This is a genomic window from Bradyrhizobium vignae (assembly GCF_900324035.1).
Taxonomy (GTDB): Bacteria; Pseudomonadota; Alphaproteobacteria; order Rhizobiales; family Xanthobacteraceae; genus Bradyrhizobium; species Bradyrhizobium vignae.
This window is the reverse complement of sequence record NZ_LS398110.1, coordinates 2706818-2732517: the sequence shown is the minus strand read 5'-3', so window position 1 is coordinate 2732517 and position 25700 is coordinate 2706818. Positions and strand designations below refer to the sequence as shown.

Sequence of the window (25700 nt, the reverse complement as noted above, 5' to 3'; positions counted from 1 at the left end):
CTCATGCCTTGTCATGCGTGTGCGGATATTCGCAGCGCCACCGCACCGCCTGCCATTTCGGATGCTCGCCGACCCACTGCGCGATATAAGGCGGCGCGGCCATCACGCATTGGCGGGGCGACCCGAAATAGTTGAACACCAGATGCTGCTCCTCGCAAGTCGCAGGCGAGAGCACCGCACACACAGTCACCACCAGGTCAATCGGGTTCATGCCGGGATCCTCAGGGATCATGAAGAAATTACCATAGAACCTACGGCTGAGGCAGCTGGAAGTTTCAAACGGGCGTGAGCCATGCGGGAATGGTCACTCGCGCCCACACGCTTCGACCGTCACCGAAGTGACGGACGTGCAACCGGCGCCTTGCCGCCCGCCAATTTCGTCAATAAGCTGGTTCCTGAAACTGCTAACAGGCTGATGGCTCTTACGGAAACCTCCCGGCGCGGCGTCGCGCCCGCAGTCTGCGTGCTGATGCTCATCGCCAGCACCTGGGCTGTCACGGGTTACGCCCGGCGAGCTGCCGCGGCGGAGATGCAGCCGGACAAATCGAATTCGGGCCGCACTGAGCCTTCCCGCACCGCAGAAAGCGACCAGCCGGTGGTCAAGCTGACGCCGAGCCAGCAGGCACAGGTCGGGCTCGAAACCGCGGCGCTGGAGGCAGCTCCACATCCCGAGAAATTCCGCGCCTATGGCGCCGTGCTCGATATCTCCCGCATCACTGAGCTCACAAACAGCTACGCCAATGCGCAAGCCCAACTCCAGACGGCGCAGGCGAAGCTCGAAGTCGCCAAGAGCGCATACGACCGGATCAAGAATCTCGTCGACTCCGCCGCCCTCCCGAAGAAGGAAGCCGAGACCGCAGAGGGAACGTTGCGGATCGACAAGGCGGCGCTGACCGCGGCGGAATCGCAGCTCAGGACTCTCGTCGCAACGGCCCGGCAGGAATGGGGCCCGGTCATCGGCCGCGGAATCGTCGAGCGCTCGCCTGCCGTTGTCAGGCTGATCGAACGCGACCAGTTTCTGGTTCAGGTGACGCTGCCGCCCGGCGTGACCGTCGACGGCAGTCCGGCCACGGCACTGGCGCAGGCGCCGACGCGGAATGCAAATATCGATCTCCACTACATCTCTCCGGCAACGCGCACCGACCCGCGTATTCAGGGATTGAGCTTCTTCTTCTCCGTGCCGGGCGATAGCGGCTTGCTGCCCGGCATGAACACCACGGTCTATGTGCCTTCGGGCAACACCTACGAGGGCGTGTTCATCGAGGACACCGCGATCGTGCGGTGGCAGGGTCGATCATGGGTCTACCTGCGTGTAGGTCCCGACAGCTTCCGACGGCATCCGATCAGCATGGATCAGCCGGTCTCCGATGACGACTACGTCGTCCGGGACATCCCATCCGGGTCCGAAATCGTCATGCGGGGCGCGCAGGTCCTGTTGTCCGAGGAGGCCAAGAGCGAGCTTCGGGGTCGCGATGACGACTGATGACACCGGCTCCGGCAGGTCAGGGCCGCAAGCCGCCGTCGTCGCATTCGCCATCCGCTTCCGCGGCATCGTGCTCGCGCTTTCGTTTGCCCTCCTGGGCTATGGCCTGTTCGCCCTTGGTGAAGCCAAATACGGCGTCTTCCCTGAATTCGCACCGCCGCAGGTGACGATCCAGACCGAAGCCCCCGGCCTCAGCCCGGAGCATGTCGAGATCCTGGTCACGCAACCGATCGAAACGTCGATCAACGGCCTGGCCGGCGTCGAGAGCCTGCGCTCGTCATCGATTCAAGGCCTCTCGGTCGTGACCGTCGTCTTCCAGCCGCGCAGCGATATCTATCGGGCGCGCCAATTGGTGACCGAACGTCTAACCGTCGCGGCCGCGCGGCTGCCGCAGGGAGTTCAGCCGCCGTCGATGACACCATTGACCCCGCTGGCCGGCACCGTGCTGGTGATTGGCCTCACGTCCGACCAGCGTTCGCTGATGGATTTGCGCACCATTGCCGACTGGACCGTGGCAAGACGGCTTCTGGCGGTGCAAGGCGTGGCCCAAGTCTCGACTTACGGCAAAGACGTCAGGTCTCTCCAAGTGCAGGTCCGCCCGGACGATCTGATCCGCTTCCGGGTCGGTCTGAATGACGTGCTGGCTGCCGCGCGCAAGGCCACCGGCGTTCGCGGCGCCGGCTTCATCGATACCGCCAATCAGCGCATCACGCTGCAAACCCAGGGACAGTCGTTGACGCCCGACCAGCTGGCCCGCACCGTGCTTCTGCACGAAGGCGGCGCCAGCGTGGTTCTCGGCGACGTCGCCACCGTCGTGACCGCTCCCGAGCCGCCGATCGGCGCCGCTCTCATCGACGGCGTGCCTGGCATCATGCTCATGGTCAGCCAGCAATATGGCGCGAATACGCGAGAGGTCACCGCACGCGCGGAAGCTGCACTGCAGGAGCTGCGGCCTGGCCTCGAAGCCGACGGCGTCAGGCTCCATGCGGACATATTTCGTCCGGCCGATTTCATCGATGCGGCGACCGAGAGCGTCCTCAACGCCCTGTTGATCGGCGGAGCACTCGTGGTCGTCGTTCTCTTTCTATTTCTGTTCGACTGGCGCACCTCGATCATCAGTTGCACGGCAATCCCCCTGTCGTTGATAGCTGCAGTGCTCGCACTGCAATGGATGGGCGAAACTCTCAACACGATGACGCTGGGCGGCCTCGCAATCGCGATCGGCGAAGTCGTCGATGACGCCGTGATCGGCGTCGAGAACGTCGTACGCCGGTTACGCGAAAATCGCCGAACGACGGCGCCGAAAGCCGAAGCCCGCGTGGTGCTGGACGCTTTCCTCGAGGTGCGCACCGCAGTTGCCTATGCGACGTTTGCGGTCCTGCTGGTGTTCTTTCCGATCCTGGCGCTTTCCGGCATTGCCGGCCGTCTGTTCGGCCCCCTCGGCATCGCCTACGTCTTCGCGGTGATCGCATCGCTCGCGGTCGCTCTGACGGTGACACCGGCGCTCTCCATGCTGCTCCTCGTCGGCAGAAGCGGCGAACGGCGCCTGCATGAACCCCCGGCAGTGCGCTGGTCGCGCCGCTATTACCAGGCCTTGCTGCGCCGTATCGGCCGCTTCCCGAAGCTGGTGATGACGGCAACCGCGGCCGTCACGATCGCGGGAGCGGCGATGCTGCCCTTCTTCGGCGGAACCTTCCTGCCGGATCTGCGGGAAGGTCATCTGATCCTGCACGTCTCCGCGATCCCAGGCACCTCGCTCGACGAATCTCTTCGCATCGGCAAATTGATGACCGATACGCTCCGGCACATCCAGGGCATTCGCAGGGTGGCGCAGCACGTAGGCCGGGCCGAGGCCGGCATCGACACGGTTGGTCCGCATTCCAGCGAGTTCGAGGTCGATCTGGAGCCCGGGCTCTCCGGTCAGGCACAATCCGAAGCAGAAGCGCGCATCAGGGCGGCCTTCGCCGACTTTCCCGGGGTTTCCTTCTCGAGCAAGACCTACCTGACCGAGCGCGTGGAGGAAACCGTCTCCGGATTCTCCGCAGCGGTGGTCATCAACATCTACGGGCCTGATCTCGACTCACTTGATCGCGCTGCACGCGACGTCGCACGAGAACTCGACGAAGTCGGGGGTGCCGCCGACGTGCAGCGACGCACGCCTCCGGGCATGCCGCAGGTCAATGTGACGCTTCGGCCGACCGATCTGCAACGCTGGGGACTCGATGCGGTCGAAGTGCTCGAGCTGGTGCGTACCGCCTATCAGGGCGACATCGTCGGCCAGGGATATGAAGGCAATGCCGTCTTCAATATCATCGTCATCCTCGATGCACCCGCCCGCGCGCGGCTCACCCAGATCGGCGACCTGCCGGTGCGCACACCGAGCGGCGCCTACATTCTGCTCAAGCAGATCGCAGACGTCTATGAAACGTCGGGCCGCTATCAGATCCAGCACCAGAATGCGCAGCGCGTACAGACAGTAACGGCGAACGTCAGTGGACGCGATCTCGAATCCTTCGTGGCCGCCGCCAAACGTAAGCTTGCCCGCGAAGTCAAACTCCCGCCCGGCGCCCGCATTGAATTTGCCGGAGCGGCCGAGGCTCAAGCCCGGTCGCGGCGCGATCTCATCGTCAATTCTTTACTGGCAGGGACGGGCATCGTCGTTCTGCTCTCGATGGTCACCGGCCATTGGCGAAATCTGTTGCTGGTGATGATCAATCTACCGTTTGCATTGGTCGGTGGCGTGCTCGCACTCGCGTTGACGGGCGGCCTGCTTTCGCTCGGGTCGATGGTCGGCTTCGTCACGCTGTTCGGAATCACCTTGCGGAACTCGATCCTCATGATTTCCCACTACGAACATCTCGTCCTGATCGATGGTCGTGTATGGGGACCTGAAACCGCGATCGAGGGGGCGGCGGATCGTCTTGTCCCGATCCTGATGACGTCTCTCGTCACCGGCTTGGGATTGCTGCCGCTCGCCATAGGCGCAGGGGAACCAGGTCGTGAAATCGAAGGCCCGATGGCGATCGTCATCCTTGGCGGCCTCATGACCTCTATGGCACTTAGTCTGCTGGTCCTGCCTACCCTTGCGCTTCGCTACGCACGTTTCAAGGTTCGTGCTGGATGAACGCCGATCCGCGTTACGGTCTCGACCACATCGTCAGGAAAGCGGCAGCAACGCTGGGCAGGATGCCGCACTGGCGGTTGAGGCTTTCGAGCGCGCTCATCGACCGCAATCGCGGCACGACGTTACGAAGCCAGATGAACTGCTTTGACGCCAAGACACTGCCACGGCTGCGACGGCGTTCGCCATCGAAGCCGCGGCAGATCGTCGGTCTTATTTGCGCGAAGCGCAGGCGTACATGTTGATTTCCATGCCGACCGGCACTTCCACGATCTTCGGAGCTTTCCAAGCCATTCGGGTCTCCCGAGGTATTGAGCGCGACATCGCGCGGCGCAAAACCTAGGGCTGCGTCAGGTGCAGTTCAAGCCTCGATTCGACTGTCGAGCGCGTCTGTGTCGATTCTTCGTGGCTGCATTTCTCTCTCGGACAAAGCCAGTTCCCTCTTGGTCAAAAGCGACCCGCGAGACATCACCTTGTGCAACGCACCGCACGCCGAATCGACAATGGCGCGGTCAGCAGCCCTTGTCGGCCATTTCCGCGTTCGGCTTGGCGCCTTCGGCACGCTGAGCCGCCGTCGGCTCACCCTGCATTTCACGATTCATCGTGCTGGTCGGCGGATGCTGATTGGTATCAGTCGCTGAACTGGGCGAGTGCGACTGCGCGGAGCCCACGGTGACCGGACCAGAACCAGCATCCTTGTCGGTGCTGGCGCTGCCGGTGTTACAGAGAAGCCCGATGTTCCCGAGCGTCAGACCGGAACGATCGCGAATGTTGCGCTCGTCATGTCCGTTCCGATTGCAGCGCTCACCGCAGCAATCGCAACAGCGCGCGGCCGGCGCGCGAGTTCAGCTCCTTCGCATCCAGCGTTCCGTCCTTGTCGGGATTCGCTGCGTTGAAGCGCTGCTCGACCACGGACAGATATTCGTCGAGCGTAAGGGTCCCGTCGCGGTCGGGATCGGCGGCAGCGAGTTCTTTCGCCGTCAACCGTCCACGCAATTCGCGCGCATCGAGCGTGCCGTCATGATCGCGATCGAGCTTTGCGAACAATGCGGCGGCCGCCTTCTTCACCTCGGCAAGATCGAGCGTGCCGTCATTGTCGGTGTCGAGCAACTTGACCGCATTGCCCGAGGCCGACCACGCCGGACCGGCTGACAATGCAATCGTAAGCGCAAGGGCAATTGAACGACGCGAAATCATCAAAACCTCCCTGACGAAGAGTCCCGGATCGATGGGGACAGAAGCGACATAAATCCACAAGCGGACCCCGGTTCAAGTCCCGAAACGCAACTTGCGCGCGTCACCGCCCGGGAGCCCGGCCGAGGGTCCGGCGATCGGGCACCCGAGACTGCTTCATACCGCGGAATTCTCTCAGCGTGTCCGCACAAGTGGGAGTTGCTCGCGTAAGGTTTCCCTGAGGTGACCGGACCAGCCTCCAGCGATATCGGCACGACACTTGCGACTTTCGTATTGACGCGTTTTGCTTTCCGACGGAGTGTTGCTGCCGCAGCGTCAAAAGGCGCGCAAATTGGGAGGAACGGATGAAACGCTTTGCGATGGCCGCAGGCCTCGTCATGCTTGCGTCAACCTGTGCAAATGCACAAACCAGCGAGCAGCTGGTCAAGGGGGCGACCGACACGTCGAACGTTCTCAATTACGGAATGGGCTACAATCTCCAGCGCTTCTCGACGTTGAACCAGATCAACAAGGACACCGTCAAGAACCTCGTCCCGGTCTGGAACTACTCCTTTAACGACGATCGCAGCGAGGAATCGCAACCGCTGGTGTACCAGGGCGTGATCTACGTGACCTCGCACAACGCGACCATGGCGGTCGACGCCAAAACCGGCAAGCAGATCTGGAAGACCAAGGTCGAGTATCCCGCCGAGACCCCGCGCATCGTCTGCTGCGGCATCATCAATCGCGGCGCGGCGCTCTACGACGGCAAGGTGTTCCGCACCACGCTCGACGCCCACGTGATCGCGCTCGACGCCAAGAATGGCAAGGAGCTGTGGCGGCAGAAGGCGGCCGACATCAAGGAAGGCTATTCGATGACGGTCGCCCCGCTGGTTGCCGACGGCGTCGTCATCACCGGAATCTCCGGCGCCGAATTCGGCACAAGGGGCTTCATCGACGGCTGGGATCCGGCGACGGGCAAGCACCTCTGGCGCACCTACTCGATCCCCTCGCCGGACGAACCCGGCGGCGACACCTGGAAGGGCGATACCTGGAAGCTCGGCGGCGGCTCGACCTGGATCACGGGTTCTTATGACCCGGAGCTGAACACGGTGTATTGGGGCATCGGCAATCCCGGCCCGTTCAATTCGTCGGTGCGCCCCGGTGACAATCTCTACACCTGCTCCGTGCTGGCGATGGATCCCAAGACCGGCAAGATCAAGTGGCACTATCAGTTCTCGCCGAACAATCCATTCGACTATGACTCGGTGGCCGAGATGGTGCTCGCCGACATGAACGTCGAAGGCAAGCCGACCAAGGTGCTGATGGACGCCAACCGCAACGGCTTCTTCTACGTGCTCGATCGCACCAACGGCAAGCTGCTCGCGGCCAATCCTTACGTGAAGGTCAATTGGGCGACCGGGATCGACATGAAGACCGGACGTCCGATCGAGACCGACGTTTCCAAGGACGCGCGCGAGGGCAAGAAGGTCACGGTCTATCCGTCCATCCTCGGGGGTAAGAATTGGGAGCCGATGTCGTTCAACCCGCAGACCGGCCTCGCCTATGCCAACACGCTCAACTTCGGCGGCAAATACAAGGCGGAGCCCGTCACCTTCAAGCAGGGCGAATGGTATCTCGGCATGGATCTGACCGATCCCTGGGAGTTCGGAGACGGACCGCGCGGTCACCTCAAGGCTATCGACCCCCTGACCGGCAAGTCGAAGTGGGAAGCGCCGAGCGATATTCCGCGCTTCTCGGGCGTGCTGTCGACGGCCGGAGGCGTGGTGTTCTCAGGTCAGCTGACCGGCGAGTTCGAGGCCTTCGATGCCGACACTGGCAAGAAGCTCTGGCAGTTCCAGACCGGGTCCGGCATCGAGGGACAGCCGGTGACCTGGCAGCAGGACGGCATGCAATATGTTGCGGTGACGAGCGGCTATGGCGGCGTCTACTCGTTGTTCTCCGGCGACGAGCGGCTTGCCAAAGTGCCGCCCGGCGGCTCGCTGTGGGTCTTTGCGGTCAAGCAGTAGCCACGGCACGATGCTGAGAGAAGTATCACACAGGACGGTGGCGAGCCTCGCCACCGCCGCGATGCTGACGGTCGCGCTTGCGGCGACCGTTCGCGCCGCGGATGACTCAACCGGCAATCCACTGCAGGCGCAGATCGACCACGGCAAGTCGACCTATGCCGAGAAATGCTCACACTGCCACGGTCCCAACCTGATGAACTCCGGCACCATCACGCCGGACCTGCGCGTCTTCCCGGACGACAAGACGCGCTTCGTCACCACGGTCAAGAACGGCAAGAACAACAAGATGCCGCCCTGGGGCGACATCCTCAGCGACGACCAGATCGGGGATCTCTGGGCCTTCATCTCCAGCCGGAGAAAGCCATGAGGGGCCGGCGCCTTGCCTGGAGCGTTGCGGCCGTTCTTTCCATGATGGCGTCGGTCGCTCCTGCGGCCGACGATGCTCTGAAGATCTGTCTCGACGAGGACCGGCCGCCGCTCTCGGTGCATCACCGCGGCAAGCCGGATGCCGGCTTCGACCTGCTGCTGGGCAAGGCGGTTGCGGAGCGGCTCGGACGACCGCTGGCGATCCAGTGGTTCGAGAGCAAACTGGACGAGGATTCGAGCCCGCAGCTCGAAGCCAACGCGCTGCTCTCGGATGGGCGCTGCTCGCTCGTCGGCGGCTACGCGCTGACGCAGGATTCGCTCGTCGTGCCCGGGATGAAGACAGCGCGCTTGCCGGATTTCGCCGGCGCCACACGCGACGATCGGCGCCGCCGCGTCCCGCTGGGCGTGCTCGCGCCGAGCCAGCCTTACATCTATTCGCCGATGACGGTGGTGCTCGGACCGAAGGCCCGCGGCCGCAAGATCGGCGACATCGGCGATCTCGCCGGCCTTCGTCTCGTCATCGAAAGCGGATCGCTTGGCGACGCCATCCTGATGACCTTCGACAAGGGACGCCTGATCGACAACATCACCCATCTCGTCCCCGGTCGCGACGATCTCCTCGGCGCGCTCCAGCGCGGCGACCATGATGCGACGCTGATCGATCTTGCCCGCTTCGATGCCCATCGCGCCGCGCACCCCGACACGGCGGTCACGGCGTCCGGGTACTACTACCCGATCGGAGCCAATCGCGGCTATGTCGGGCTCGCCAGCGAAGGCGCACTGATCGAGGCCGTCAACAAGGCGCTGACGGAGCTTGCAGCCGAGGGCAAGATCGCCGAATTCGGCAAGCAGGCCGGCCTCACCTATCTGCCACCGCGCGAGCCCGCGATCCTCGGCGATGTCTGGACCAGGATCATTCAGCGGTGATTGCCTGTCATTCCGGGGCGCCCGCATGGCGACCCCGGAAATCATTCGCCGCAGCGCATGTAGCCAATGACGCGCACCGGCCCGCAGTCCAACCAAAGCCTAGCGCCGGTCGCGGATTTTCCCCTATGATTGCGCGCCTCTGCGGACAAGAAGGGCCGATCGCATGACACCGGATGCAGTCGCCGTCGCCGTTCTGATCATCCTGCTTTTTCCGATGGGCTATTTCACGCTGGCATCGCCCGCCTTCCTGCTGGTGAGGCTCGATATCCAGCCCGTCGCCCAGCTGCTGCGCGGAATGTTCAACGCTCATTTCCTGGTGATGCGCGTCGCCGCTGTCATCGGAACGATGGCTCTCCTCCTCAACGGTCGCCTGCTTGCCGGGCTCGGCGTCGGGACTATCGCAGCCCTGGCGATCTGGGGACGTCGCTGGTTCATGCAAAGGGTCGATGACCAGCTCAGCGCGACGGAGGCCGGCGATGCCGACGCCCCACGTCGGTTGCGCCGGCTGCATTGGAGCGGAATGCTGGTGAACGCGATGCTGCTCGTCGCTCTCCTGGCCGGCATTCCCTATGTTGCGACGACGTAAGCGCGCCGGGAATTCTCAGGCGTGCGCCTAATGCTCGCCCGAGCTGGCCGCGCCCTGCTGCGCCTTGTGGATCGAGGACGGCACCACGCCGAAATATTTTCGGAACACCCGGCTGAAATGCGATGAGCTGGAGAAGCCCCAGGAGAAGGCGACGTCGGTGATGGTCTTGCCGGCATGGGCCTCGAGCTCCTGGCGGCAGTTCTGCAACCGCGCCTGCCAGATGTAGTCGCTCACCGTGGTGCCGCGCTCCGAGAACAGCATGTGCAGATAGCGCTTGGAGCAGCCGAGCTCGGCCGAGATCTGGTCGATGCACAGGTCAGGATCGCGCAAGTGCTCGCGGATGAAGAACTGCGCGCGCACATACGTGGCTTCGGGTCCGACACGATCGAACATCGTGTCGGCTTCGCGCAGCGGCAGCAGCAACAGATCGATCAGCGAATCGGCGACGCCGACAGCGCTGTTCGCCGAGAGCTTCGCGGCCTCGTCAAAGGTGGCATGGACGAAATCGTGGGCGATCCGTCCGGTGCCCGTCTTCGCCGTCAGCTTATAGGCAGGCATCCGCTGCGACGGGAATCCGCGGTCGCGCAGCAGCGCTTTCGGCACGATCACCACGTCGTGACGGGTAAAGGCGGGGCTGATGATCGAATGCGGGCAGGAGACGTCGTAGGCGATGATGTCGCCGGGATTGATTTCGATGTGGCGGCCTTCCTGCTCGAAATAGGACACGCCGTAGGTCTGGAAGTGGATTTTTATGTACGGGTGCTCGTTGCCCTTGGCCCGCGCAAGCGTGTGCGCGATGCGATGCTGGCTGACCTCGATCTGGCAGAGCTTCAGACGCGAGACCGTGGTGTAATCGATGCGACCTTCGAGCGAGGACGCCTCCAGTGGATCGACGTCGAAATAACCGCACAGGCTCGTCAGCCCGTCGATCCAGCTCTGGATCTGCCGCTTCGGCGTCATTCCCATCGTCGAGAGCGTGTGAATGGTGTCGGACATTAATCCAGCCACTGATTTGATCCGGAGATTCGGCGCGAATCGCAACCAGCGCTGCCGGAGCCCTCAGCCATGATTGCGTGACGTTTACCTCGAATTTGAGCGGTCTCTTGCAACGAGCATCATCGTTCCATTGCCACTCCTGAAACTTAATCCTCCGCCTTAGTTGCAGCGCCGTCAAGGGGAACCTGCGCGCAGACGGGGTCTCAAAGGCGCACCGAAGCCGCTGAATTCGCTACTGCAAAATCAAAATCTTCGCCTCCGTGCGCTGTCGAGCAAAACGGCTTCCCTCTTGGGCAAGTTTCCCTATGACGAAGTCGTTAGTGATTGCGGCAGGAACAACAAGAACGGGCCGCTCCCGCACGTGGACCCGTGGCTCTCATCAGGAGGAGGAAACAGCACAGCATCGTTTCTGGTCCCAATCGTGACCGCCCTGCACGAGCAGACGCCGGACGAGAAGCCCGGCGATTCAGCAATGCTTCGGAAACAATAAACGAGACCAACGGAGGAATGACTATGCGCAAGGTGCTACTGGCGACCTATCTCGGCTCTGCGGCGGCTCTCGCCGTCGGCAGCGCTTCAGCCAATGACGAGCTGATAAAGATGTCGCAGAACCCGAAGGACTGGGTGATGCCGGCAGGTGACTATGCCAACACCCGCTATTCCAAGCTGAACCAGATCAACGCTCAGAACGTCGGCAAGCTCCAGGTCGCGTGGACGTTCTCGACGGGCGTGCTGCGCGGCCATGAAGGCGGCCCGCTGATCATCGGCAACGTCATGTACGTCCACACGCCGTTCCCGAACAAGGTCTACGCTATTGACCTTTCCAACGAGAACAAGATCATCTGGAAGTACGAACCGAAGCAGGATCCGAACGTCATTCCGGTGATGTGCTGCGACACGGTCAACCGCGGCCTCTCCTACGGCGACGGCAAGATCATCCTGCATCAGGCCGACACCAACCTCGTCGCGCTCGACGCCAAGACCGGCCAGGTGGCCTGGTCGGTGACCAACGGCAATCCGGCGAAGGGCGAGACCGGCACATCGGCTCCGCTGGTCGTGAAGGACAAGGTCCTGGTCGGCATCTCCGGCGGTGAGTTCGGCGTGCAGTGCCACGTCACCGCATACGACCTCAAGAGCGGCAAGCAGGTCTGGCGCGCCTATTCCGAAGGTCCGGATGACCAGATCAAGTTCGATCCGGCCAAGACGATGTCGCTCGGCAAGCCGGTCGGAGCCGACTCCAGCTTGAAGACCTGGCAGGGCGATCAGTGGAAGATCGGCGGCGGCTGCACCTGGGGCTGGATGTCCTTCGATCCCGCTCTGAACACGGTGTACTACGGATCGGGCAACCCCTCGACCTGGAATCCGAAGCAGCGTCCGGGTGACAACAAATGGTCGATGACCATCTTCGCGCGCGACGCGGACACCGGCACGGCCAAGTGGGTCTACCAGATGACGCCGCACGACGAGTGGGACTATGACGGCGTCAACGAAATGATCCTCACGGATCAGCAGATCAACGGCCAGCCGCGCAAGCTGCTGACTCATTTCGACCGCAACGGCCTCGCCTACACCATGGACCGCGAGAACGGTGAACTGCTGGTCGCCGAGAAATACGATCCGAAGGTGAATTGGACCTCCGGCGTCGACATGAACAAGAGCTCTCCGACCTATGGCCGCCCGAAGGTGCTCGACGCAGCTTCGACGGACAAGGCGGGCGAGGACGTCAACGTGAAGGGCATCTGCCCGGCCGCGCTCGGCACCAAGGACGAGCAGCCGGCAGCCTACTCGCCGGATACGCAGTTGTTCTACGTTCCGACCAACCACGTCTGCATGGACTACGAACCGTTCAAGGTGAGCTACACCGCGGGCCAACCCTATGTGGGCGCGACGCTCTCGATGTATCCGCCGCAGGGTGAAAGCCACATGGGCAACTTCATCGCCTGGGACGGCAAGACCGGCAAGATCGTCTGGTCGAACAAGGAGCAGTTCTCGGTCTGGTCGGGTGCGCTCGCAACGGCCGGCGGCGTGGTATTCTACGGCACGCTCGAAGGCTACCTGAAGGCGGTCGATGCCAAGTCCGGCAAGGAGCTCTACAAGTTCAAGACTCCCTCCGGCATCATCGGCAACGTCACCACCTATGAGAACAATGGCAAGCAGTACGTTGCCGTGCTCTCCGGCGTGGGCGGCTGGGCCGGCATCGGTCTGGCGGCAGGTCTGACCGATCCGACCGCAGGTCTCGGCGCCGTCGGCGGCTACGCGGCCCTCAGCAACTACACGGCGCTCGGCGGCACGCTGACCGTGTTCTCGTTGCCGAACTAGGCCTCGCTCAGCATCGCTCCGGCGCGTGGAATCACCTCCACGCGCCGGGTCGTCTCCACCGAACGCCTTCGAGGAAAACTCTCTTGCGTAAAATCTGCTCTGTCGTTGCTGTGATGATGATCTTCGTTGCGTCCGGAGGCGTAGCGGTCGCGGAGGGTCCGGGCGACCCGACCGCGGTGAAGAAGGAAGATGACGGGAAGTGGCTCGATAAGGAGGGAAATCCCACCTACAAGATTTCGGCCGACGGCACCGTGGACTGGTTCACCTATTCCGGATACCGCCGCTATCACTCGGACTGCCATGTCTGTCATGGCCCCGACGGCATGGGCTCGACCTATGCCCCGGCGCTGAAGGATTCGCTGAAGACGATGAGCTATGGCGACTTCCTCGGCGTCGTCGCCTCCGGCCGCAAGAACATCTCGACGGCCTCCGAGAACGTGATGCCGGCCTTCGGCGATAATCCGAACGTCGCATGCTACATGGACGATCTCTACGTCTATCTGCGCGCCCGCTCCACCGAAGCATGGGGCCGGCAGCGTCCCTCCAAGAAGGAGGAGAAAACGGAGGCCTACACCAAGGCGGAAGACGCCTGCATGGGCAAGAAATGAACGCTACGAGGACTGCCGAGACTACCTCTTGGCGCCCTGCGAGAATCTGAGGAGTTCTAAGATGAAGACACGTGCCGCCGTTGCTTTCGAAGCCAAGAAGCCGCTCGAGATCGTCGAGGTCGATCTGGAAGGCCCGAAGGCCGGCGAAGTCCTGGTCGAGATCAAGGCGACGGGCATCTGCCATACCGACGCCTACACGCTCGACGGCTTCGACAGCGAGGGAATCTTTCCGTCGATCCTGGGACATGAGGGAGCGGGCATCATCCGCGAGATCGGCCCGGGCGTGACCTCGGTTAAGCCGGGCGATCACGTCATCCCGCTTTACACGCCCGAATGCCGGCAGTGCAAAAGCTGCCTCAGCCAGAAGACCAATCTCTGCACCGCGATCCGCGCGACGCAGGGCAAGGGCGTGATGCCTGACGGCACCAGCCGCTTCTCCTACAAGGGCAAGCCGATCTACCACTACATGGGCTGCTCGACCTTCTCGAACTTCACCGTGCTGCCCGAGATCGCGGTTGCCAAGATCCGCGAGGACGCACCGTTCGACAAGAGCTGCTACATCGGCTGTGGTGTCACCACCGGGGTCGGTGCCGTGGTCAACACCGCCAAGGTCACGCCGGGCTCCAACGTGGTCGTGTTCGGCCTCGGTGGCATCGGCCTTAACGTCATTCAGGGCGCGAAGATGGCCGGCGCCGACAAGATCATCGGTGTCGACATCAACGACTCCAAGGAGGAATGGGGCCGCAGGTTCGGCATGACCGACTTCGTCAACCCGAAGAAGATCACCGGCGAAATCGTTCAGCACCTCGTCGGCCTAACCGATGGCGGTGCCGACTACACCTTCGACTGCACCGGCAACACCACCGTGATGCGCCAGGCGCTGGAAGCCTGCCATCGCGGCTGGGGCACTTCGATCATCATCGGCGTCGCCGAAGCGGGCAAGGAGATCGCCACCCGCCCGTTCCAGCTCGTCACCGGGCGCAACTGGCGCGGCACGGCCTTCGGCGGCGCGCGCGGGCGCACCGACGTGCCGAAGATCGTCGACTGGTACATGAACGGAAAGATCCAGATCGATCCGATGATCACCCACGTGCTCAAGCTCGAAGAGATCAACAAGGGTTTTGACCTCATGCATGAGGGCAAATCCATTCGTTCAGTCGTCGTGTACTAGCTCGAAAGCCATCACACCAAGGAGGATCGACCCATGACTGTTGCACTCCATCCCTCGATTGACAACGGCATCAAACAAGGCACCGGCAGCTTTGCCGGCGGCACGCTGGTCTGCAAATGCAACGACCATCCGGTCAAGGTCGGCATCAAAGGCGACGTCGCGCACAATCACGCCTGTGGCTGCACCAAATGCTGGAAACCGCAGGGCGCGATCTTCTCCGTCGTCGCCGTGGTCCCGCGCCAGAACGTCACCGTGCTCGAGAACGGCGATAAGCTCCAGATCGTCGATCCCTCCGCGGTGATCCAGCGCTACGCCTGCAAGGCCTGCGGCACGCACATGTACGGCCGGATCGAGAACAAGAACCATCCGTTCTATGGCCTCGATTTCATCCATCCCGAATTGTTCCAGGAGCAGGGCTCGCAGGCGCCGCAATTCGCCGCCTTCGTCTCCTCGGTGATCGAATCGGGCGTGAAGCCCGAGCAGATGGCCGGCATCCGCTCGCGGCTCAAGGAGATCGGCCTCGAGCCTTATGACTGCCTGTCGCCGGCGCTGATGGACGCGATCGCGACGCATGTCGCGAAAGCCAAAGCCGCCTAGGCAGCCTGCTTGAGCTGGCTGGGCCGCCGAGCCCTTGGCCAGACCTTCTGCGGCTCGCTGGCGCCTATTGCCACCCGCGAGCCGCACGGGTCCCCGGTCCGGGACCACCGCGGCGATGCCGCCGTTTCTGCACCACGCATATGTGAGGGCCATCAGCTCCTCAGTCCTGGTCTCTGAATGACTGCGCAGGGCCGTCTGCTTCCGGCTTGAAGTTCGCGGTGCTTGCGTTCTCCCTCCCTCGACTGAGGCATCCTGCTTCGTCCGCAGTCTTCCTGGCGGACGAAGCCTTTTTCGCGCCGGTTTCGTAAGCACGCGGCATGAAGCCGCGCCCAGCTTTTGACAAACCATCGATGCAATCTTTTCCCGGTGAGAACACTCGGCTGTGAACGCCGGGCCGGAGCGGTCTCTGCTACGATCGCGCCGTCACGATGCCGCGCGAACTACAATCAATTAAGAACAAAACGGGAGGTATCGAGCATATCCAGACATCGCCATTGGTGTTCCTGCCACGTTTCGGGATTTGCCCGCGCGGGATGACGGCAGGATGTGGCGAGACGATGCAAGAACCGTCGCCGACCGGCGACGAGGACTTTGAATTTGGCATGCTTATGAAGAGCGAGGGACGATCATGATCAAGGTAAAGATCAACGGCCAGGAACAGAGCTGGGACGGCGACCCGGATCTCCCGCTACTCTGGTTCCTGCGTGACGAGGCCGGGCTGACCGGCACCAAATACGGCTGCGGCCAGGCCCTGTGCGGTGCCTGCACCGTCATCGTCGACAAGGAAGCGGTTCGCGCCTGCGTCACGTCGGTCAACGACGTTGCCGGACGCGAGGTCACCACGATCGAGGGATTGCACGCCAACGGCGATCATCCGGTGCAGAAAGCTTGGCGCCAGGTCAACGTGCCCCAATGCGGCTTCTGCCAGACCGGCCAGATCATGCAGGCCGCAGCCCTCTTGATGGACAACCCAAAACCCTCGCATGACCAGATCCGCGAGGCGATGTCCGGCAACATCTGCCGCTGCGGCTGCTACCAGCGCATCGAGAACGCCGTCCATCTCGCATCGACGGGAGTGTGACATGAATTTCATCGACAATCCCCGCAAGCTTCGCGGATTCGAAAAGCATATCGGGATCCAGAAGGTCTCGCGCCGCAGCATCCTGAAGGGGCTCGGCGTCACCGGCGGCTTCGTGCTCGCCGCCCCCGTGATGTCGCGCCAAGCGCTCGCCTATGAAACCGGTGCCGGCAAGATGCCTCACGGCGTCGTGGTCGATCCGCGCGTGTTCGTTTCGGTCGGCCAGGACGGCATCGTCACCATCATCGCGCACCGTTCGGAAATGGGCACCGGCGTGCGCACCAGCCTGCCGCTGATCGTCGCCGAGGAGATGGAAGCCGACTGGTCCAGGGTCAAGGTGCAGCAGGCCCATGGCGACGAGGTCAGGTTCGGCAACCAGGACACCGATGGCTCACGCAGCACGCGGCACTATTTGATCCCGATGCGCCAGATCGGCGCCTCCGCCCGCACCATGCTGGAGCAGGCCGCTGCAAAGCGCTGGGGCGTGCCGGCGACCGAGGTCAAAGCCGTCAATCACGAGGTCGTTCACAGCGCCAGCGGACGCAAGCTCGGCTTCGGCGAGCTCGCCGCCGATGCCGCCAAGGAATCGGTGCCGAGCATTGAAAGCCTCAAGCTGAAGGATCCCAAGGACTTCCGTTATCTCGGCAAGGGACAGGTCGGCATCGTCGATCTTCACGACATCACCACGGGCAAGGCGCGTTATGGCGCGGACGTTCGCTTGCCTGGCATGAAATATGCCGTGATCGCGCGCCCGCCGGTGACGGGCGGCAAGCTGGTCTCGTTCGATCCGGACGCGGCGCTGAAGGTCCCCGGCGTCGAGAAGGTGATGCAGGTGCGCGGCTGGCCATGGCCGTCGAAGTTCCAGCCGCTCGGCGGCGTTGCCGTGATCGCGCGCAACACCGGCGCGGCGATCAAGGGACGCGACGCGCTGAAGCTGGTCTGGGACGACGGTCCGAACGGCAAATACGACTCGGTCGCCTACCGCAAGGAGCTCGAAGAGGCCTCGCGCAAGCCCGGACTCGTGCTGCGCCAGGAGGGCGATGCGGAGGCCGCCCTCAAGAGCGCCGACAAAGTGATCGTCGGCGAGTACTACATCCCGCATCTCGCCCATGTCGCCATGGAGCCGCCGGTGGCGGTTGCCGACGTCAAGGGCGACAAGGCGGAGATCTGGGCGCCGGTGCAGAGCCCGGGCGGCACGCGCGAGGACGTCGCCAAGACGCTCGGCATTCCCGAGGACAACGTCACCGTCAATGTGACGCTGCTCGGCGGTGGGTTCGGCCGCAAGTCCAAATGCGATTTTGCGCTCGAAGCCGCGCTCTTGTCGAAGGAGCTCGGTGCGCCGGTGAAGGTGCAGTGGACGCGGGAGGACGACATCCACAACGGCTTCCTGCACACCGTCTCGGTCGAGCGGATCGAAGCCGGTCTCGACAAGAACGGCAAGGTGATCGCCTGGCGCCACCGCAGCGTGGCTCCCAGCATCGCCTCGACCTTTGCCGCCGGCACGGTGCATCAGGCACCGTTCGAGATCGGCATGGGTCTCGTCGATATGCCCTTCGAGATCGCCAACATCTCCTGCGAGAATCCGGAAGCAGCCGCACATACCCGCATCGGCTGGTTCCGCTCGGTCTCGAACATCCCGCGTGCCTTCGCCGTGCAGTCGATGGTCGCCGAGATCGCGCAAGCCACCGGCCGCGACCAGAAGGACATGCTGCTCGAGCTGATCGGCTCGCCGCGCATCGTCAAGCCCAACGTGAAGGACCTGTGGAACTACGGCGAACCCCAGGACAGCTACCCGATCGACACCGCGCGCCTGCGCAAGGTGGTCGAACTGGTCGCCGAAAAGGGCGAATGGGGCCGTCAGGTGCCGAAGGGCCACGGCCTCGGCATCGCCGTGCACCGCAGCTTCGTCAGCTACATCGCAACCATCATCGAGGTTGCCGTCGACGACAAGGGCAAGCTGACGGTGCCTCGGGTCGACACCGCGATCGACTGCGGCACCTATGTCAACCCCGAGCGCATCGCTTCGCAGATCGAGGGCGCGGCGATCATGGGGCTCAGTCTCGCCAAGTACGGCGAGATCACGTTCAAGGACGGCAAGGTGCAGCAGAAGAATTTTGACGACTTCCAGGTCATCCGAATGGACGAGTCCCCACTGGTGACCAACGTCTACATCGTGCCGCCCGGACCCGACACGCCGCCGAGCGGCGTCGGCGAGCCCGGTGTTCCCCCGTTCGCACCGGCCCTGATCAATGCGATCTTCGCCGCGACGGGAAAACGCATCCGGTCGCTTCCGATCGGCAAGCAATTGGAGGCATAGGCATGATCCGGAAAAGTGGACACCGGTTTTCCGGATAGATCATGCCCAACCAAGGGAGCGCGATAGATGTCTATCGCGCTTCGGAACACAAGCGGCCTCGCGCCGTTTGCATCGATCTGACAGGAGCAGATCGATGACCAACATCTCCAAGGCGCTCGCAGTCTCGCTGTCGAGCGCCTTTCTTTTGATCACCACTGGTGCGTTTGCCCAGACCAACACGACGCCGCCGACGACCGCCACGCGGCCGACAGCGCCCGATCAGAACTCGCTTCCCAACGCCAATGCCCCGCCCGCTTCGACCACCCAGACCACGGGGCAGCACAATCCGGACCCGAAGGTTCGCGAAATGAACCAGAAAGAGAAGGGCAAGGTGGAGCGCGAGGGGAAGTAGGCTTTGCAGGCAGCGCCCTTCAGCGCCGTTATGGCCACGGTCCACATCCTCGCCGGTGCCAATTGATGTACCCTCTCCCCCTGTGGGCCTCCCTGTGGGAGAGGGCCGCGAGGCTGGGTGCCACGATCTCGCTTGGGTGAGGGGTTTGCCTCCGCAACAACGGGTCGCACTCGTTACTCGCGGAGAAAACCCCTCAACCGGCGCTTCGCGCCACCTTCTCGCACATCCGCCTTCGCCAGGGCTTCGGCGGACATGAGGGGAGAAGGAAGACAGCGCGCCACAGCAAAAATGCGGCGGACGTTGCCGTCCGCCGCATTCGCCACCCCCCGGCTGCTCCGCTTCTTTCGATCCGCCCGCGGAGCTATTTCTGCGGAGCTATTTCTTCAGTGCGAAGACCCAGATGACGCCGCCCTGCGGCACATTGGCTTCGATGCCGATATTGTTGGTCACGAGCGCATCCTGGATGCGCTGCGCATCCACGCCCCATCCCGACTGGATCGCGATGTACTGCGTGCCGTCGATCTCGTAGGACACCGGCATGCCCATGATGCCGGAGTTCGTCTTCTGCTCCCACAGCAGCTCGCCGGTCTTGGCGTTGAAGGCGCGGAAGTTGCGGTCGTTGGTTCCGCCGGCGAAGACGAGATCGCCCGCAGTCGCCGTTACCGAGCCAAACAGCTGCGATTTCGGGAAGTTGTGCTGCCACACCTTCTTGCCGGTGGCGGGATCCCAGGCCTGAAGCTCACCGAAATGATCCGCGCCAGGCTTCGCCTTGAGGCCGATGTCCTCCGGCTTGGTGCCGAGCCAGAGCTCGCCAGGCTTCAGCGCGACCTTCTCGCCGGTGAAGCCGCCGCAGAAATTCTCGTTGGCGGGTACGTAGACGAGACCGGTTTTCTGGCTGTAAGCCGCTGACGGCCAGTCCTTGCCGCCCCAAAGCGAGGGGCAGAACTCCACGCGTTTACCGAGGACCGGCTTGTGCGCGGGATCGACGATCGGCTTGCCGGTCTCGGGTTCGATGCCCTTCCAGACGTCGGTGGAGACGAACGGCCAGCCGGCGACGTAGTTGATCTTGGTCGGTGTCCGCTCGAGCACCCAGAAAATCGCGTCGCGTCCCGGATGGACCAGACTCTTGATGTTGCGGCCATCGCGCTGCAGGTCGATCAGCATTGGCGCTTCGACCTCGTCCCAGTCCCAGGAATCGTTCTGGTGATACTGGTGATGGGTCTTGATCTTGCCGGTGTTGGGATCGAGCGCGAGCACCGATGATGTGTAGAGATTGTCGCCGGGATGCGAGTCGCCGGGCCAGGGCGCGGCGTTGCCGACGCCCCAATAGATCGTCTTGGTCTCCTTGTCGTAATTGCCGGTCATCCAGGCCGAGCCGCCGCCGTTCTTCCAGTCGTCGCCCTGCCAGGTGTCATGGCCGGGCTCGCCTTCGCCCGGAATGGTGAAGGTGCGCCACAGCTCCTTGCCATCCTTGGCATCGTAGGCGGCGACATAGCCGCGCACGCCGAACTCGCCGCCGGAGCCGCCGACGATGACCTTGCCGTCGACGATGAGCGGCATCAGGGTCATGTACTGGCCCTTCTTGTAGTCCTGCACCTTGGTGTCCCACACCACCTTGCCGGTCTTGGCATCCAGTGCGACGACGTGATCATCCGTCGTGGCAAGGTAGAGCTTGTCCTCCCAGAGGCCGACGCCGCGGCTGGTCGGATGCAGCTGGAACAGATCATCGGGGAGCTGCCGCTTGTAGCGCCAATATTCGTCGCCGGTCTTGGCGTTCAACGCGATCACCTGCCCCATCGGGGTCGCCACGAACATCACGCCGTTGTTGACGATCGGCGGCGCCTCGTGGCCTTCGATGACGCCTGTGGCAAAGGTCCAGACCGGTGTGAGGTTTTTCACGTTGGAGGTGTTGATCTGGTCGAGCGGGCTATAGCCGTGCCCGTCATAGGTGCGCCGGTAGAGCATCCAATTGCTTGGCTCCGGATTTTCCAGCCGCTGCGCGGTGACCGGAGAATAATTCTCGATCGGGCCCGACACGGCGGCCGTCGAGGCGAGGCAGGTGAAGGCGACGAAGCCGGACAGGTACCATTGCTTCCTGGTCATGGACGTTCCCCTTTTTCATCCGTTTGAATTCTTGTGAATTCTTGTCGTTCGTCCCGTCGTCCGCCCATCGGCGGAGGCGGCCTCTCGTGACGCGGGCAATGGCCCGTACCATCCATCATCCTGGCTGCGCGGCACCTACCTTTCCGATGAAGTTGCCGGCGACGCTCAGCGAACCGTCAGCGAGCGCCAACGGCAGCGCTGCAAGCCGTCGCGGCGCCGGCCCGAACACGACCTGCGCGCCCGCGCGGGGATCGTATTCGGAGTTGTGGCACATGCACTTGAGCACCTCCTTGTCACCGACATCGCTCTTCACCCAGGCGGTGACGGGGCAGCCCGCATGCGAGCAGATCGCGGAATAGGCGATGATGCCGTCGACGGCCCGCGCGCGGGTCTTCTCGTCGAGCTCGGCGGGATCGAGCTTGATGATCAGGATCTCGTTGAGCCGTGAGGCACTGCGCACCACCGCTGTGTTGGGATCCTTCGGCCAGGCATGAACCGGCGGTCCGCCCGCCGTCAGATCGGCCGCAGTGATGAGTTTCCCTTCCTTGTCGCCTTCGGAAAAGACGAGCAGATCGCCTTTCTGCGGCCGCTCGTCGGAGCCGGGCGGATCATCTGCACGCACGTGGGTGGAACAGCCGAGACATGCGGTGGTCGCCAGCGCACCCAGCAGCAGGATTCGTCGCGTCTGCCTCGTGCCTGCGTCAACGTCGGGTTCCGCAGGACCCTCGGAGAACGAGGAATTGGGATCGAACGATGCACAAACCATACGCGCTAGCAGGCGCTGGAACTCTGCCGAAAAGAAGGCGAAGAATTGGCGCCGCAATGCATCAATGTGGCTTTGCTCGCGTGGATTGAACGAGAACGACCGCAAAGCGAGCGCGTTTTCGCGAATTCCATATCGGAATGCGCGGACGGCATGATGATTTTGCAGATCAGCCCGACGATGTAGGAATTGGTGCAACGCGCCAATCACCGGCGACGCGAGCCGCGCGTTTTTCAGCAGGCATTCTGTATGTCACGACCTGAGCACGTGACGCGGCGAAGCGATGCGGCCCGCAACAGTTGCCGATGCCATTTCAAAACTGTCGGCGATACGACGCGCCTTGTCGATGAACAGCGCAGCCGCCGCCGGCGGACAGACTTCGCGCGCGGTCTGTTCGAACAGGTCGAGCCAGCGGTCGAAATGGCCGCCAGCCAGGCTCAGCGGCAGGTGCGTCCGCATCGGCGAGCCGTAATAGCTACCGCTCATCAGCACGACCGACGACCAGAAATCCCGGAGCTTGGCGAGATGCTCGTCCCAGTTCTGGACGATCGCAAAAACCGGACCAAGCAGCGCGTCCTCGCGTACGCGCCCGTAGAAGCGCGTGACCAGTTCCCCGATCATCTCCTCGGTGATCCCGGTGCGCTCGATCGCGTCCTGGGTCAGCAGGTTCCGCCGCGCAGCCGCCGCCTCGCGCTCGGCCTTCAATCGATCCGACATGTCCTCTCTTGTCCGTCTGTTGTTCCCGCGAGCCGTCCATTCGTTGTCGGGCCGATTGCACGCGGCGTCTTTGTCGCAGCGCAAATTGCGGTATGTGGCGGCGGACGCAGAGTGCCCGCCGCCAATGCCTTCATCAGGCGCTATAGATGTAGAAGCCCTGCCCGGTCTTGCGGCCGAGATGGCCGGCATCGACCATCTCTTTCAGCAGCGGCGCTGGCCGATATTTAGGATCGTTGAAGCCCTTGTAAAAGACCTCCATCACCGAGAGCATGGTGTCGAGCCCGACGAGATCGGCAAGCGCCAGCGGCCCGATCGGATGGTTGCAGCCGAGCTTCATGCCGGCATCGATCTCTTCCGCCGTCGCGATCCCCTCCTGGAGCGCGAAGATCGCTTCGTTGATCATCGGGCAGAGGATACGGTTGACGGCAAAGCCCGGGCTGTTCTTCGCCGTGATCGCCACCTTGCCGACGCGCTTGGCGAAATCCAGCGCCTGGGCGTGGGTGTCGTCGGAGGTCTGCAAGCCGCGGATCAGTTCCAGCAACGCCATCACCGGCACCGGGTTGAAGAAGTGCATGCCGATGAAGCGGTCGGGACGATCGGTTGCCGCTGCGAGCTTGGTGATCGAAATCGACGAGGTGTTGGTCGCGATCAGCGTACGCGGCGACAGCGTGGCACAGAGATCCTTCAGGATCTTGACCTTGAGCTCCTCGTTCTCGGTGGCAGCCTCGATGACGAGGTCACAATCCGACAGCTTCGCGCGATCGGTCGTGCCGGTGATGCGCTTCAGCGTCGCCTCGCGATCGGCCGCCGACATCTTCTCTTTCTTGACCAGGCGGTCGAGGCTGCCGCCGACGGTCGAAAGCCCACGGTTCACGGCCGCATCGGAAATGTCGACCATCACGACTGAGAGTCCGGCCGCGGCGCAAACCTGCGCGATGCCGTTTCCCATGGTCCCTGCCCCGATGATGCCAACGGTTTGGATCATTGCGTCACATCCTTCATCTTTGCGGGCGAGCCAGTAGCAGCCGGCCCCATTGTTCCTGCATCAGGGTCTAGCACCGTCACCGGGCGGGTGCGACCTGATCCTGTCCCTTCCTAAGTGCATCCACGGGCGGAATAAAGCGGTCCACGGCCGCACCGCGCCAGGATTTGGGCTCCTCCCTGCCCGAAATGGCCGGATCTTGTGCCCTGCGGCCCCTGCACAGCTGGATGAAGGCCCGGCGTCGGGCGCCCGATCCATATGGACCAAAGCTCACCTGAGCACCCCGAATTGTGACCCCTTGATTGTGGCGGCCGCAGCGGCCAGAACCGGTGCAGTTGCCATCCGAGGATGTGCATGGGGGGACCCGGCTCGCCATCGACGCCGGCCGAAGCTGTCAGGGGGGCTGCCAAGGATGAAGGAGTGCGCGACAGACGTGGTCACCGGCATCGAGCCGGCGCAACAGCGTCAGGCCGGATGAACGATTTCGCGCGATCCGTCGGTGCCGCCTTCACGCTAATCGGCGAAGCCGACGCCGAGCTGCTGGGCATCGTCGCATTGTCCGTACGGGTCAGCCTGAGCGCCAGCATCATCGCGCTCCTGATCGGCGCGCCGTTCGGGGCCCTGCTTGCGATCACTCGTTTCCGGGGGCGTCAGGTCATCGTCATTCTGACCAATGCGCTGCTCGGCCTTCCGCCCGTCGTGGTCGGGCTTGCTCTCTATCTGCTGCTGTCGCGGTCCGGCCTGCTCGGAGCTGCGGGCTTGTTGTTCACGCCGGCCGCCATGGTGATTGCGCAGACGCTGCTGGCCACGCCGATCGTGGTGGCGCTGGTGCACCGGCCGGCAAGCCTGCTGTGGGCGGAATACGGCGACCTGGCGCGGATCGATGGGCTGTCGGCGCTGCGCAGCATGGCCCTCCTGTTCGCGCTCGGCCGGACCTCGTTGCTGACGGCCTTTCTCGCGGCGTTCGGGCGCGCCATTGCGGAAGTCGGTGCCATCATCATCGTCGGAGGCAACATCCGCGGCTTCACCCGCACGATGACGACAGCGATCGCGCTGGAAACCAGCAAAGGCGATCTGCCGCTGGCGCTCGGGCTCGGACTGATCCTGCTCGCCCTGAGCGTCGCGGTGTCGACCGTCGCCTTCGTGTTAGTGGGACGCGTTGGGGAAAAATAGCTGCTCGCCGCCGACCTTGTATCCGGCTATCGCTTCCTGCCCCTTCGACGAGATCAGCCAATCGATGAAGGCCTGCCCGTCCTTCGCCTTCACATTCGGATGCTTTTCAGGATTCACCAGCATGACGCCGTACTGGTTGAAGAGCCGCTTGTCACCCTCGGTCAGGATGGCGAGTTCGCCACGGTTCTTGAACGACAGCCAGGTGCCGCGGTCCGACAGGAGATAGGCGTTCGACGATGAGGCCATGTTCAGCGCCGGGCCCATGCCCTGACCAATCTCCCGGTACCAATTGTCTTTGCCGGCACTGAAGTCGACACCCGCCTCTTTCCATAATCGCAGCTCGGCCGCGTGCGTGCCGGACTTGTCGCCGCGCGAGATGAACGGCGCCTTGGCCGCGGCGATCTTGCGCAGCGCATCGGTGACGTCCTTGCTGCCGGCGATCTTCGCGGGGTCGCTCTTCGGGCCGACGATGACGAAGTCGTTGTACATCACGTCGAAGCGCTTCACGCCCTGCCCTTCGGACATGAACTTGTCTTCGGCCGCCCGGTCGTGGACGAACACGACGTCTGCGTCCCCGCGCCGCCCGATGTCCAGTGCCTGACCAGTGCCCACGGCGACGACCTTCACGCTGATGCCCTCAGCCTTCGCAAACAGCGGCAGCAAATGGCCAAACAGCCCAGACTGTTCCGTCGAGGTGGTCGAGGCCACGGTGATGGTGCGGTCCTGTGCGAATGCGATGGTGGACCAGAGCAGAACCGCTCCGATCGTGACAAGCTTCCTCATGCGCCGTCCTTGACCC

Annotated in this window: 24 protein-coding genes; 15 read left to right on the top strand and 9 right to left on the bottom strand. The window is 63.2% G+C overall.

Going from position 1 to position 25700, the window contains the following annotated elements:
- Position 1 precedes the first annotated feature (1 nt).
- Positions 2-211 (bottom strand): hypothetical protein, encoded by a 210-nt coding sequence (locus BRAD3257_RS13155; RefSeq protein WP_122406536.1) that lies wholly within the window; start codon positions 209-211, stop codon positions 2-4.
- Between the two features lie 204 nt (positions 212-415).
- Between BRAD3257_RS13155 and BRAD3257_RS13150 the strand changes: the two genes are divergently transcribed.
- From BRAD3257_RS13150 to BRAD3257_RS40045, 3 genes are read left to right on the top strand one after another with little or no spacing between them, the layout of a single operon-like run.
- The gene (locus tag BRAD3257_RS13150; RefSeq protein WP_244607942.1) at positions 416-1483 is read left to right on the top strand and encodes an efflux RND transporter periplasmic adaptor subunit; all 1068 of its coding nucleotides are present in this window, start codon (positions 416-418) and stop codon (positions 1481-1483) included.
- A complete protein-coding gene (locus BRAD3257_RS13145; RefSeq protein ID WP_122402183.1) occupies positions 1473-4607 on the top strand; it encodes an efflux RND transporter permease subunit in 3135 nt (1044 codons plus the stop codon). Before BRAD3257_RS13150 ends, BRAD3257_RS13145 begins: the two co-directional genes overlap by 11 nt.
- Complete coding sequence (locus BRAD3257_RS40045) at positions 4604-4849, top strand: hypothetical protein (protein ID WP_162500033.1); 246 nt, start codon at positions 4604-4606, stop codon at positions 4847-4849. Before BRAD3257_RS13145 ends, BRAD3257_RS40045 begins: the two co-directional genes overlap by 4 nt.
- Here BRAD3257_RS40045 and pqqA read toward each other — a convergent pair.
- Complete coding sequence (gene pqqA / locus BRAD3257_RS13140; RefSeq protein ID WP_008562446.1) at positions 4818-4898, bottom strand: pyrroloquinoline quinone precursor peptide PqqA; 81 nt, start codon at positions 4896-4898, stop codon at positions 4818-4820. The genes BRAD3257_RS40045 and pqqA overlap by 32 nt on opposite strands.
- 510 nt (positions 4899-5408) lie before the next feature.
- Positions 5409-5801 (bottom strand): lanmodulin LanM, encoded by a 393-nt coding sequence (gene lanM / locus BRAD3257_RS13130; protein WP_122402182.1) that lies wholly within the window; start codon positions 5799-5801, stop codon positions 5409-5411.
- A gap of 341 nt (positions 5802-6142) precedes the next feature.
- Between lanM and BRAD3257_RS13125 the strand changes: the two genes are divergently transcribed.
- From BRAD3257_RS13125 to BRAD3257_RS13110, 4 genes are all read left to right on the top strand, one after another.
- Complete coding sequence (locus BRAD3257_RS13125; protein ID WP_122402181.1) at positions 6143-7807, top strand: methanol/ethanol family PQQ-dependent dehydrogenase; 1665 nt, start codon at positions 6143-6145, stop codon at positions 7805-7807.
- Between the two features lie 10 nt (positions 7808-7817).
- On the top strand, positions 7818-8174 hold the full coding sequence (locus BRAD3257_RS13120) for a c-type cytochrome (RefSeq protein ID WP_122402180.1): 357 nt from the start codon (positions 7818-7820) through the stop codon (positions 8172-8174).
- Entirely contained in the window at positions 8171-9100 is a 930-nt protein-coding gene (locus tag BRAD3257_RS13115) for a substrate-binding periplasmic protein (RefSeq protein ID WP_122402179.1), read from the top strand. Before BRAD3257_RS13120 ends, BRAD3257_RS13115 begins: the two co-directional genes overlap by 4 nt.
- Before the next feature lie 163 nt (positions 9101-9263).
- Entirely contained in the window at positions 9264-9686 is a 423-nt protein-coding gene (locus BRAD3257_RS13110; protein WP_122402178.1) for a hypothetical protein, read from the top strand.
- A gap of 27 nt (positions 9687-9713) precedes the next feature.
- Here BRAD3257_RS13110 and BRAD3257_RS13105 read toward each other — a convergent pair whose 3' ends face one another.
- Positions 9714-10682: a helix-turn-helix domain-containing protein gene (locus tag BRAD3257_RS13105; protein ID WP_122402177.1), complete on the bottom strand. Its 969-nt coding sequence runs from the start codon at positions 10680-10682 to the stop codon at positions 9714-9716.
- 513 nt (positions 10683-11195) lie between these two features.
- Between BRAD3257_RS13105 and xoxF5 the strand changes: the two genes are divergently transcribed.
- The 7 genes from xoxF5 (at position 11196) to BRAD3257_RS13070 (ending at position 19163) form a co-directional block, all read left to right on the top strand.
- A complete protein-coding gene (gene xoxF5 / locus BRAD3257_RS13100) occupies positions 11196-13001 on the top strand; it encodes a lanthanide-dependent methanol dehydrogenase XoxF5 (RefSeq protein ID WP_122402176.1) in 1806 nt (601 codons plus the stop codon).
- Between the two features lie 116 nt (positions 13002-13117).
- Entirely contained in the window at positions 13118-13609 is a 492-nt protein-coding gene (locus tag BRAD3257_RS13095) for a c-type cytochrome, methanol metabolism-related (RefSeq protein WP_122406534.1), read from the top strand.
- 61 nt (positions 13610-13670) lie between these two features.
- Entirely contained in the window at positions 13671-14780 is a 1110-nt protein-coding gene (locus BRAD3257_RS13090) for an S-(hydroxymethyl)glutathione dehydrogenase/class III alcohol dehydrogenase (RefSeq protein WP_122402175.1), read from the top strand.
- 33 nt (positions 14781-14813) lie between these two features.
- Entirely contained in the window at positions 14814-15377 is a 564-nt protein-coding gene (gene gfa, locus BRAD3257_RS13085; RefSeq protein WP_122402174.1) for an S-(hydroxymethyl)glutathione synthase, read from the top strand.
- A gap of 628 nt (positions 15378-16005) precedes the next feature.
- Positions 16006-16458 carry a (2Fe-2S)-binding protein gene (locus BRAD3257_RS13080; protein WP_122402173.1) on the top strand — a complete coding sequence of 151 codons (453 nt, stop codon included), beginning with the start codon at positions 16006-16008 and terminating at the stop codon, positions 16456-16458.
- Between the two features lies 1 nt (position 16459).
- Positions 16460-18772 carry a xanthine dehydrogenase family protein molybdopterin-binding subunit gene (locus BRAD3257_RS13075; protein WP_122402172.1) on the top strand — a complete coding sequence of 771 codons (2313 nt, stop codon included), beginning with the start codon at positions 16460-16462 and terminating at the stop codon, positions 18770-18772.
- 133 nt (positions 18773-18905) lie between these two features.
- Positions 18906-19163, top strand: a complete 258-nt coding sequence (locus tag BRAD3257_RS13070; RefSeq protein WP_122402171.1) for a hypothetical protein — start codon at positions 18906-18908, stop codon at positions 19161-19163.
- A 375-nt stretch (positions 19164-19538) separates the two neighbouring features.
- Here the strand turns inward: BRAD3257_RS13070 and BRAD3257_RS13065 are convergent, their stop codons facing one another.
- The 4 genes from BRAD3257_RS13065 to BRAD3257_RS13050 all read right to left on the bottom strand — a co-directional run bounded on the left by BRAD3257_RS13065 (position 19539) and on the right by BRAD3257_RS13050 (position 23731).
- Positions 19539-21266, bottom strand: coding sequence for a methanol/ethanol family PQQ-dependent dehydrogenase (locus tag BRAD3257_RS13065; protein WP_122402170.1), 1728 nt, complete (start codon positions 21264-21266; stop codon positions 19539-19541).
- Positions 21267-21381: 115 nt separating this feature from the next.
- On the bottom strand, positions 21382-22032 hold the full coding sequence (locus BRAD3257_RS13060) for a QcrA and Rieske domain-containing protein (protein WP_122406533.1): 651 nt from the start codon (positions 22030-22032) through the stop codon (positions 21382-21384).
- Positions 22033-22281: 249 nt separating this feature from the next.
- Positions 22282-22746 (bottom strand): group III truncated hemoglobin, encoded by a 465-nt coding sequence (locus BRAD3257_RS13055; protein WP_122402169.1) that lies wholly within the window; start codon positions 22744-22746, stop codon positions 22282-22284.
- A 133-nt stretch (positions 22747-22879) separates the two neighbouring features.
- Positions 22880-23731 (bottom strand): 3-hydroxybutyryl-CoA dehydrogenase, encoded by an 852-nt coding sequence (locus BRAD3257_RS13050; protein ID WP_122402168.1) that lies wholly within the window; start codon positions 23729-23731, stop codon positions 22880-22882.
- Positions 23732-24202: 471 nt separating this feature from the next.
- On the opposite strand from BRAD3257_RS13050, the gene BRAD3257_RS13045 reads away from it, so the two are divergent.
- Complete coding sequence (locus tag BRAD3257_RS13045) at positions 24203-24901, top strand: ABC transporter permease (protein ID WP_122402167.1); 699 nt, start codon at positions 24203-24205, stop codon at positions 24899-24901.
- On the opposite strand, the gene BRAD3257_RS13040 is transcribed toward BRAD3257_RS13045, so the two are convergent.
- The gene (locus BRAD3257_RS13040; protein WP_122402166.1) at positions 24875-25684 is read right to left on the bottom strand and encodes an ABC transporter substrate-binding protein; all 810 of its coding nucleotides are present in this window, start codon (positions 25682-25684) and stop codon (positions 24875-24877) included. The two genes, BRAD3257_RS13045 and BRAD3257_RS13040, sit on opposite strands and share 27 nt — an antisense overlap.
- Positions 25685-25700: the final 16 nt, after the last annotated feature.